Source organism: Bradyrhizobium sp., assembly GCF_035701725.1.
Lineage (GTDB): Bacteria > Pseudomonadota > Alphaproteobacteria > Rhizobiales > Xanthobacteraceae > Bradyrhizobium.
On the sequence record NZ_DASSRP010000149.1, the window covers coordinates 1 to 3,612 of the forward strand.

The following is a 3,612-nucleotide window of genomic DNA, read 5'->3' on the forward strand; positions in this document are numbered from 1 at the left end:
GATCCTGCCACGACAACACGTTGTAGGGCTCCTTGTCCTTATCCTTGCCCAGCGAGATGACCGCTTCGGTCGAACTGCGGCGGCCATTGTCGAAGCGTATCGCCGTCACGACACGATAGGCCTTGGCCTCCGGCAGGGTTGCGGCCGCCTTGGCCGCGCCGAGTGCGGCCGCGATCGCATTCTGATCACGCGGCAATGACGCCCTTTGCTTGAGAAAATCGCTCAGCGTATCGGGCGTCATGCCCGGCACCGCGGCGACCACTTCCGGAGACGCCAGCAAAACGTCGATATCGGCCGATTTGCTGTAGACCGTCACGAAAGGCAGGACCCGCTCAACCATGGCCGGCGAGACGCCGAGCACCAGGCTGAGTTCGTCGACATGGGCAAACGGCGCTTGCCTTGGCGAATAGCCCAGACCCGATGCCAGATAGAGCGATTCTTCGCTGTTGGCCGCATTCGGCTTGGCCTCCGTCCGCCAGCCGACGATGCGATCGGCTATCTCGCTCGCCGCTTTCTGTTCCACGCCAAGAACCTCGAACAGGTTGGAGAGCATCTCTTTCGAGGCCTTGTTGAGATCGACCCGTGCCGCTTCCGACGTGAAAGTGACGAGAACTTCCGCATTGTCCATCTTGAAGCGGAACGACCCCTGCGCCGGGCGCTCCTTGTCCTGCGCGCGCAGCAGCAACTGATAGGCAGTCAGTTCCAGGCTCGCCGAGGCCAGTGCCTCGGTTGGAACACCGATGTCGGTTGCGCCGAGCATGCGCGCGGAATTGGACAAATAGACTGAAAAGATCGCAGCAAGTGCCGACAATGCCACCAAAATCCAGAGCACAGCGACGATGACGAAGCCACGCTCGGAGGACTGCGCTGATAACGCCTTGGTATGTCTCATGACCGGTTGCTCTGCGCGGCTGCCGAAGGACCGGACTGCGGCGAGTTGCCTTGAGGGCTGGCCGGCGCGCCCGCCTGGTCGTCACACGCGCCAGCCAGCTGCGGCCCGTTTTGCTGTTGCGCGTTTTGTTGCTGCCCGTTCGATGGCTGCTGTCCGTTGGCCTGCGGCTGGCCGTTTGCCTGCGGCTGCTTGCAGTCGCCCTGCGCCGGCGACTGCACGTGAATGGTTGCGACCGTCGAGATCGTGCGAACGCGTCCACTGGAAGCATCGCGCACGGTCAGCTTGATCCTGGCCGGCAATTTTTCCGAATCCTGCCATTTGCTCTTCCAGATCCGGTCGTCAGCGGCATAGGCAAAGGACAGCCGGTACGGCGCGCGCAACAGCACCACCGGCTCGCCGAAATGAAGCTGATCGGCAAGCGAGGCCTGCTGCGGCAAGGGGTGGAACTTCATTCGCGAGCGGACTGTCGCAAGCCCCTCGCGGTCGGTGGTTTCGCCCAAGTGCACCACGTCGAGCCCGGGTCCGGCATTCGGGCCGAGCGCCGTGCGCACGAAGGTGACCGACTGCTCCGATCCGGCAAACAGCGGCTTTTTGTCCCCGCGACTGGCGGGAACGCTTTGCGCTGCTGCAAGGTCATCGGCAATTCGCTGCAACGCAGTGCCGATCAACTCGCTGCGCTGGATGCGGCTGAGACCTCTGTTCCAGTTCGGAAGCCACTGCGCGGTGAGGCTCGCCAGCGCAGACAGCACGAGCCCCATCAACGCCAGCGCCACAAGGGTTTCGATCAGCGTAAAGCCGCCCTCATTCCTCCGCTGTCTGGCCGATACGGTCACATTATTACTGCTGCTGTTCATGCATCAGGCGCACCGTCCTGACGTCCATCACGGCGCCGGAGGGAGAACGCACCTGAATTCTGACGAGGGCGGGAATCCAGGCGACTTTATCGCCTGCCGCACCCCACTCATCGCCCATCGGACTGACGTCGATCCGCCACCCATGATCGTTGGTCTTTCCCGACCAGGTGCCGACGCCGATGTCCGCACGCGGCGGCACATCCGCAGCCATCACCGACCGCACGGTCTGCATCAGCGTCACATGCTGCTCCAGCGAGCGCACCCCGCGCACATTGGTCGACATCACCGACCCGATCGCCAGAATCGAGACGGCGACGACGGCAAGCGCGATCAGCACCTCGATGATCGTGAAGCCGGCGGTGCGGCCGTCAGTTGGCGAGGTCGCGCGAAACAATTTCGATCCTTCCGGTGAGCCAGTTGACGCGAACTTCGTAGCCGACATCCTCCCGCGCCAGCGTCACGGCGCCGCCGCAGGACATCCCGCTCGCGAAGAAACGGATCGTCGACAGCGCCTCGCGCTGGTTGCAGGTCTTCGGCAGAAGCGTTTCGAAACGAACGTCGTCCGGAATGCGGACGAAGTCCGCGCCAGCGCCCGACCGGATCACGCGGCTTCCGGCATCGACCAGTGTGGCGACGCCCGTGCCGCGCCGGATCGCGGCGTTGCGGTCCTCTTTCAAGAGCGCCGCCGTCTGCAACACATAGCCCTGCAAACGCGAACGCGTGGTGTGGCGCGGAAACAGCGGCAGCAGCACAGCCGCCATCATGGCGATCAGCGCCAGCACGCACACCATTTCAAGCAGCGTGAAGCCGCGTTCGGACGGTCTACTCATTTTTCGCACTGACCAGGTTCTCGGTCGAAATATCGGCGGCGATGCCGCTTCCGCCCTCCTGGCCGTCCGATCCGTAGGAGATGATCTCATAGGGCCCGCGTTCGCCCGGCGAGCGGTAGAGGTAGGCGTGATTCCACGGATCGTTCGGCAGGTTGCCGCCCTTCAGATAAGGCCCGTTCCAGGACGCAACGCCGGGCGTACGCTGCACCAGCGCTGCGAGGCCTTCCGAGGTCGACGGATAGCGGCCGGCATCGAGGTAGAACAGGTCGAGCGCACTCGAAAAACTCTGCAACTGGATCTTCGCTGCCTTGACCTTGGACTCGTTGAGATAGTTGAGGACGCGAGGGCCGATCAAACCCATGATCAGGCCGATGATGGTGATGACCACCAGCATCTCGACCAGGGTAAATCCCTCTTGTCCCATTCGGCCGGCGCGCTGCCGGCGCTCGCGCTTGTTGTTTGCCGCAAAGAAAATGCCAACGCCCTTGAGCATCTTGTTCAATCCTTCGTTTTAACCGACCAGTTGTGTGACCGACAGCAAGGCGGTCATGACCGAGACGATCAGTCCTCCGACCACGGTGCTGATGGTGATGATCGCGAGCGGCCCGATGATGCCGACAAGGCGGTCCAGGCTGCGCTGCAATTTCGCTTCGTAGAATTCGGCAACCCGGCCCGCGAGCGCCGGCAGCTGGCCGGTCTCCTCGCCGAGGCGCAACATGCGCACGGCCATCGGCGGCATGTTGCTCGATGCCAGCAACGCGTCCGAAAGCTTGCCGCCGTGACGGACGCGGTCGGCGGCGGTCGTCCAGACCGCGACGTTTCCGGTCACGGCCATGATGTCGACCAGAATGCGCAATGTCGCCGTCAGATTGACGCCGCTGCCGAGCAGCACCGCAAGGTTCCGGCAGAAAAGGCTGGTCCGATAGAACTGAAAGATATTGGCGATGCCGGGCGTTCGCGCGACAAACGACACCACCGCAGCTCGCGTCGCGGGCCGGCGAAACAGCCACCACAGGCCCGCAATGGCAAAGGCTGT

Annotated in this window: 6 protein-coding genes; all 6 read right to left on the reverse strand. The window is 63.3% G+C overall.

Annotated features, from left to right (window positions below):
• On the reverse strand, positions 1-892 hold an 892-nt coding region (locus VFL62_RS08590), incomplete at its 3' end, for a type II secretion system minor pseudopilin GspK (protein ID WP_325171945.1).
• Entirely contained in the window at positions 889-1,746 is an 858-nt protein-coding gene (locus VFL62_RS08595) for a PulJ/GspJ family protein (protein WP_325171946.1), read from the reverse strand. The genes VFL62_RS08590 and VFL62_RS08595, both read right to left, overlap by 4 nt.
• Positions 1,730-2,140: a type II secretion system protein gene (locus tag VFL62_RS08600; protein WP_325171947.1), complete on the reverse strand. Its 411-nt coding sequence runs from the start codon at positions 2,138-2,140 to the stop codon at positions 1,730-1,732. Before VFL62_RS08600 ends, VFL62_RS08595 begins: the two co-directional genes overlap by 17 nt.
• The gene (locus VFL62_RS08605; RefSeq protein WP_325171948.1) at positions 2,115-2,576 is read right to left on the reverse strand and encodes a prepilin-type N-terminal cleavage/methylation domain-containing protein; all 462 of its coding nucleotides are present in this window, start codon (positions 2,574-2,576) and stop codon (positions 2,115-2,117) included. Before VFL62_RS08605 ends, VFL62_RS08600 begins: the two co-directional genes overlap by 26 nt.
• The gene (gene gspG, locus VFL62_RS08610; RefSeq protein ID WP_325171950.1) at positions 2,569-3,000 is read right to left on the reverse strand and encodes a type II secretion system major pseudopilin GspG; all 432 of its coding nucleotides are present in this window, start codon (positions 2,998-3,000) and stop codon (positions 2,569-2,571) included. The genes VFL62_RS08605 and gspG overlap by 8 nt, the downstream gene beginning before the upstream one ends.
• 87 nt (positions 3,001-3,087) lie before the next feature.
• Positions 3,088-3,612 (reverse strand): type II secretion system F family protein (locus VFL62_RS08615; RefSeq protein WP_325171949.1); only part of this gene is annotated, 525 nt, incomplete at its 5' end.

Coding starts and splice junctions, on each gene's coding strand:
- VFL62_RS08605 (WP_325171948.1), bottom strand. CDS start 2,576: ATGAGTAGACCGTCCGAACGCGGCTTCACGCTGCTTGAAATGGTGTGC.
- gspG (WP_325171950.1), bottom strand. CDS start 3,000: ATGGGACAAGAGGGATTTACCCTGGTCGAGATGCTGGTGGTCATCACC.
- VFL62_RS08595 (WP_325171946.1), bottom strand. CDS start 1,746: ATGAACAGCAGCAGTAATAATGTGACCGTATCGGCCAGACAGCGGAGG.